Source organism: Actinophytocola sp., assembly GCF_036002505.1.
In the GTDB taxonomy this organism is placed as follows: domain Bacteria; phylum Actinomycetota; class Actinomycetes; order Mycobacteriales; family Pseudonocardiaceae; genus DASYTH01.
In genome coordinates this window covers 1-5,329 of record NZ_DASYTH010000251.1, presented here as the reverse complement: position 1 = coordinate 5,329, position 5,329 = coordinate 1, and the positions used below count along the sequence as shown (strand labels likewise).

The 5,329-nt window shown below is 71.1% G+C and carries 6 protein-coding genes and 2 pseudogenes; 3 read left to right on the top strand and 5 right to left on the bottom strand.

Annotation, left to right across the window (positions count from 1 at the left end):
• From VGR06_RS22580 to VGR06_RS22575, 3 genes and pseudogenes are all read left to right on the top strand, one after another.
• Positions 1 to 813 (top strand): HD domain-containing phosphohydrolase (locus VGR06_RS22580; protein ID WP_327561099.1); only part of this gene is annotated, 813 nt, incomplete at its 5' end.
• A gap of 54 nt (positions 814 to 867) precedes the next feature.
• A pseudogene (locus tag VGR06_RS43965) lies at positions 868 to 1,335 on the top strand (alpha/beta fold hydrolase); the annotation flags it as partial.
• A 62-nt stretch (positions 1,336 to 1,397) separates the two neighbouring features.
• Entirely contained in the window at positions 1,398 to 1,907 is a 510-nt protein-coding gene (locus VGR06_RS22575; RefSeq protein WP_327561098.1) for an alpha/beta hydrolase, read from the top strand.
• Between the two features lie 147 nt (positions 1,908 to 2,054).
• Here the strand turns inward: VGR06_RS22575 and VGR06_RS22570 are convergent, their stop codons facing one another.
• From VGR06_RS22570 to VGR06_RS22550, 5 genes and pseudogenes are all read right to left on the bottom strand, one after another.
• A complete protein-coding gene (locus VGR06_RS22570; protein ID WP_327561100.1) occupies positions 2,055 to 2,345 on the bottom strand; it encodes an ankyrin repeat domain-containing protein in 291 nt (96 codons plus the stop codon).
• Between the two features lie 35 nt (positions 2,346 to 2,380).
• Complete coding sequence (locus VGR06_RS22565; RefSeq protein ID WP_327561097.1) at positions 2,381 to 2,626, bottom strand: hypothetical protein; 246 nt, start codon at positions 2,624 to 2,626, stop codon at positions 2,381 to 2,383.
• Positions 2,619 to 3,182 (bottom strand): annotated as a pseudogene (locus VGR06_RS22560) (ABC transporter ATP-binding protein); the annotation flags it as partial. The pseudogene VGR06_RS22560 and the gene VGR06_RS22565, both read right to left, overlap by 8 nt.
• Before the next feature lie 142 nt (positions 3,183 to 3,324).
• Positions 3,325 to 3,591, bottom strand: a complete 267-nt coding sequence (locus tag VGR06_RS22555) for a hypothetical protein (protein WP_327561096.1) — start codon at positions 3,589 to 3,591, stop codon at positions 3,325 to 3,327.
• A 588-nt stretch (positions 3,592 to 4,179) separates the two neighbouring features.
• Entirely contained in the window at positions 4,180 to 5,241 is a 1,062-nt protein-coding gene (locus VGR06_RS22550) for an integrase core domain-containing protein (protein WP_327561095.1), read from the bottom strand.
• Positions 5,242 to 5,329 lie beyond the last annotated feature (88 nt).

Sequence of the window (5,329 nt, the reverse complement as noted above, 5' to 3'; positions counted from 1 at the left end):
CCCTCCGTCGAGGAGGCCCTGGCGGCGATGGGCGACTTCGCCGACCTCGCCTCCCCGTACCTGGTGGGGCACGCGGCCGGCGTCGCGGAGCTGGCCGGTGCCGCAGCGCGGCGGTGCGGTTTCTCACCTGCCGATGTGGTGGCGGTCCGGCGGGCCGCGCGGGTCCACGACGTGGGACGCGTCGCCGTCCCCGCCCGGATCTGGCAGAAGGCCGGCCCGCTGACACCGGACGAGTGGGAACGAGTCAGGCTGCACGCCTACCACTCCGAGCGCATTCTGTGCCGTTCCCCGTTCCTGGCTGCCCTGGCTTCGATCGCGACGTTCCACCACGAGCGGCTCGATGGCACGGGTTACCACCGGAGTGCGACGGCGACTGCTCTCACGCCGGCCGCCCGCCTGCTCGCCGCGGCCGACGCGTACCACACCAAGACCGAGCCCCGCCCGCACCGGGACCCACTGTCGCCGCAGCGGGCTGCCGACCTGCTCGGCCGGGAGGCCCGCGAGGGACGGCTAGACGCCAACAGCGTCACCGCGGTGCTCGAGGCGGCCGGGCACTCTCCTCCCCGGCTGCCACGGCCGGCCGGGCTGACCGAGCGGGAGGCCGAGGTGGTGGCCCTCCTCGCGCGGGGCCTGCAGACCAAGCAGATCGCCCGCGCGCTGGGCATCTCCGCCAAGACCGCCGACCACCATGTGCAGAACGCCTACGCCAAGATCGGCGTCTCGACGCGGGCGGCGGCTGCGTTGTTCGCCATGCGGCACGGCCTCACCGCATGGGGAGAACTCCCGATGGTGACCGCCCGCGGCCGCTCCTAGCGTCACAGCCGAAGCACCCGGCACCGGCCGGGTGGTGGTCACAGGGAGGCGGTCATGAACGTCGCGTACGGCGCGCAGACCCGCGGCCGGGGCCCGGTTCTCCATTCCGTCGAGGTCCAACAGTGGTACGGACGCGTGCTGGCCGGAGCCTCGGTGCGCAGCCGCTATGTCGAGGTGGGCGCAGGCGATCGGGTCCATCTTCTGGAGAAGGGCGAGAAGGGCGCCAGGCCGCCGGTCGTGCTTCTCCACGGCTCAGGGGTCTCAGCGGGGTTCCTTCTGCCGTTGCTGAACGAACTCCACGGCGTCCACGCCTTGGCCCCCGACCTGCCTGGGTCGGGGCTGAGCGACCCGATCGACCTCCCACGAAAGCGCTTCCACGAGACCGCGGTCGCCTGGCTGGACCGCCTGCTCGACGCCCTCGAGTTGGAGGCGACCGCACTGCTTGGCCACTCGGCAGGCGGGGTGTGGGCACTGCGGTACGCCCTGGCTCACCCGGAACGGGTCAAGCGGCTCGTGCTGATCGCTCCGCCGGCGTTGCCGAACACCCGCTGCCCGCTGCGTACCGGCTGCTGGCCACGCCCGGAGTGGGACAGCTGCTGTCGCGGGTGCCACCCAGCCCGAAGTCCGTCCTGCGGTTCGCCAGGTTCATGGGCGAGGGGGCGACCCTCGCCGCTCACCCCGATCTGGTCGACCTGTTCGTGGTCACGGGCCGGGACCCACTCGCCGTATCCGCCCTCAGGACAGAGGTACGTGTGCTGGTCTCGCCGTTTGCGCTGCTGTCGCGTTCCGGGTGGCGGCGCGATTCGCGTGTCCGAACCGACGAGCTGCGCCAGGTGCCCATGCCCACGCTGGTGGTATGGGGCGAGCGGGAACCGCTCGGCAGCGTTTCGGTCGCGCAGGCAGTGACCGAGCTGATCCCGCACGCACGACTGCAGGTGCTGCCCACCCGGCACGGACCATGGCTCGGGCGGCCGGCGCAGACCGCCGCGACGGTCGCGGACTTCGTGCGGCGCGAGAACCGCGTCCCGCCGGGTCACCTCGACCCAGCCTGGCCGGACTGGCCCCGTACGTCCATCCACGAAGTAGGCGCGTAGCGCGCGCGACCGCGACGTGAAGAACAGCACCATGGTGCCCGCCCGCGCCGGGCAGCAGGAGGACACGCGCGGCTAGGTCACCACGTGTCCGACTGGGCCATCGCGCACTACTTCCGGCCGACCGGCTGATCTCTTTCGCGAGCGGACTCAGCTAAGCCGCTCGCGGCCGCGGAGATCGTCGGGCGTGCTGCCGTCGTCGGTCCTGGCCCCTGGGTCCGCACCGGCGGCCAGCAGCGCCTGCGCCATGGCCTGGTCACCCAGGTGGACCGCCGCGTGGAGCGGGGTGAAGCCGCCCAGCTGCCGGACGTTCGGGTCTGCGCCGTAGTCGAGCAGGGCCTGCACCAGGTCAGCCCGCCCTGCGGCCGCGGCGGCGTGTAGGGCAGTGACCCGCATCGGGTTGCTGGCCGCCTGGCTCACGTTGGCGCCGGCGTCGAGCAGGACATGGAGCGCGGCCGGCGCGGCGAAGAACGCGGCTATTTCGAGTGCGTGATAGCCGTCCGGCGCGCGGACAGCAGGGCGGAGTCCTTCTCGACCAGTTCCCGAACCCGGTCGGCGTGGTCGAGGGCGGCGGCCTCGAACACGTCCAGCTCTCCCGCGGACGCGGCCAGCTCTCGGGCTAGCTCGGGTTGGCGGTTGTAGCAGGCCCAGAGCACGGCCGAGATGCCGGCCGCGTTACGCGACCGGGCCAGCGCGGGGTCGTCGGCAAGCCGGCTCCTCACTGGAGCGGGAGTCGAGCGAGCCGGTGGGCTCGTCCGCGAAGACGATCTCCGGCCGGCTCGCCAGCGCCCGCGCCGCCGCGACCCGTTGCTGCTGGCCACCGGACAGCTCCGACGGGCGGTGGGAGAGCCGCGGCCGCAGGCCGACCGCGTCGATGATCGTGTCCATCCAGTAGGTGTCCGGCTTGCCGCCGGCCAGGCGCACGGGCAGCGCGATGTTCTCCGCGGCGGTGAGCGTGGGCAGCAGGTTGAACGCCTGGAAGATGAACCCGAGCGTGTCCCGCCGCAGCAGGGTGAGCTCGCGGTCGTTCAGGGTGGTGATGTCCACGCCACCGAGGTGGATCTCCCCCGAGGTTGGCCGATCCAGGCCGGCCAGGCAGTGCAGGAGGGTGGACTTGCCGGACCCGGACGGACCCATGATCGCGGTGAACTCGCCGGCGGCGAAGTCAATGTTCACGGCGTCGAGCGCGAGCACGCTCGCCTCGCCGATGCCGTACGCCTTGCTGACTCCGATTGCAGCGGCCGCAACGCGGCGTTCGGTTGCAGTGATCGTACTCATGAGGGAATGCCCTTCATGAGAATTCCCGTCGCGCTTCGACGGCTCCCGCCAGTGAAGCCAGCGCAGAACCTCGCGCCCACCGTGCCGGCCGCCCACCGTGTCGGCCCGGTCCGTTCGGTTCCGGTCGTGCCAACTCCAGTCGTTACCGGCTCCTCGCAGGGGGCTGGCCACACCAACAGGTTCGGCTGGGCACCTTCCCGCGGGCGGGGCGGCGCAGCAGACTGCGGCGCATGGTGAGGTGGCAGAGCGTCGTGGCCTCGAGCCTTTGCGCCGTCACCGTCCTTGGCGCCGGGGTCCAGCTGGCCATGTACGCCTCGACCGGTTTCCCGCTGCTGACGGCGGAGACCTTCCTCTCCGGGCCGGTCGCCGAGGTCTCGGCGATCTCCGCGGCGGTCGTCGGCGCGCTCATCGTGTCGCGGTATCCACTCATCCGATCGGCTGGCTCTTCTCGATCAGTGGGTCCGGCAAGGCAGTCGGAATGGCCGCCGGGGCGTACAGCTTGCGGGTGCTGAGCGGCGAGGACGTCGGACCGGCCTGGGCCGGGCTGCTGGCGACCCGGGTGGCCCTGCTCTTCGGCTCGGGTTGGGGCCTGCCGCTCTACGCGATCATCTTCCTGCTGGTGCCCGACGGCAGGCTGCCATCCCGGCGGTGGCGGCCCGCGCTGGCGCTCCCGGTCCTCGGCCTCGCTCTGAATGTCGCCGTTGTACTGTCGGCACCAGTTCGGCGCGCCAGTACCGTCGCGGCGGCCCTCGCGGTGACGGGCAACATCGTGGTGATGCTCGCCCTCGTGGTCGCCGTGGCGGCCCTGGTAAGGCGGTTGCGGGTGGCCGAGAGTGAGCAGCGCCAGCAATTGCGCTGGATCGTGATCCCCGCTGTCGTCCTGGTCACGAGCAGGGCGATCATGATGGTGGTCTCGGTGCCGCCGCGGCCCTGCGCCGGCCCCCTGTACCGTGCCAAATCTCGTGTCACGGCGCTGACCTGGCATGTAGGGGAGCGGTCAGGCCGCTCGTTGGTACTCGTTGATAACCCCTCCGAGCACCTTGCGGCGTCGAACCGGAGCATGAAGGGGCACGGTGATCGACGGGTCGTGCCGCGGTGGCTGTTGCCCGAGGCCTTGATGCGGCCGGTGCTCGTTAAAATGACGGGCATATTCGTCGAGGACCGCGATCGCGTGGGCCTCGTTGTAGATCAACATCCGGTCGGTGCACTCCTCCCGGGCGCTGCGAACGAACCGCTCGGCGTAGCAGTTCGCCCGAGGGGTCCGGGGAGGAATCTTGACGGTCTTCACGTCCGCGGAGGCGAACACCGCGTCGAACGCCTCGGTGTATTTCGCGTCCCGATCGCGGACGAGGAATCGGAAGGAGGTCGCCCGCTCACCGAGATCCATCAGCAGGTTGCGGGCCTGTTGCGCGGTCCACGCCGCGGTGGGGTGCGCGGTCACGCCGAGAATGTGCACGGTGCGAGTGCCGACCTCCATCACGAACAGCACGTAGAGCCGGCGCAGGCCGATGGTGTCCAGGTGGAAGAAGTCCGCGGCCAGCATGCCGTGCGCCTGGGTGCGCAGGAACACCCGCCAGGTCGTCCCCGTACGGCGGGGCGCCGGACCGAGGCCGGCCGCAGCCAGGAGGCGGCGGATCGTGCCGGCGCCGAGACGGTGGCCGAGCCGGAGGAGTTCGCCCTGGATGCGCCGATGGCCCCATTGTGGGTTTTCTTGTGCGAGGCGGATGCACAGGTCGCGGATGTCCGCGGCGACCGGTGGACGGCCTGGCCGGTTCGGGCAGGTCCACTTCCTTGCGATGAGCCTGCGGTGCCAGGCCAGTAGCGTGGCCGGGGTGACGATGCGGTGTTTCCGCAGTTCCCGAGGGAGAAGCCGGGTCAGCGCGGAAAGGATCGCGCGGTCTGCCCACGATGGCCGCGGCCGCCGGACCTGACGGCGCAGCACCGCAACCTCGTGGCGCAGCACCATGAGGTCCACGGTGAGCGCGCTCCTGCGACGCGCTAGCAGGGCCAGCCAGCCGAAGACGCGAACCAGGGCCAGATACAGCAGTCGAAAGACCATGAGCGGCGATCCTGGCCTACCTTGCGAGAGCCAGCGAAACCGCAGGTCGTCGGCCTACCAGAGTTCTGGCACGGTACAGGCCGGTTGC

Bases quoted from the DNA above. Each gene is read 5' to 3' on its own strand.
- VGR06_RS22555 (WP_327561096.1), bottom strand. From the start codon at position 3,591: ATGAGCGCGCCGACGACCGCCGCGGAGATCGCCGAGACCTCGGCGACC.
- VGR06_RS22550 (WP_327561095.1), bottom strand. From the start codon at position 5,241: ATGGTCTTTCGACTGCTGTATCTGGCCCTGGTTCGCGTCTTCGGCTGG.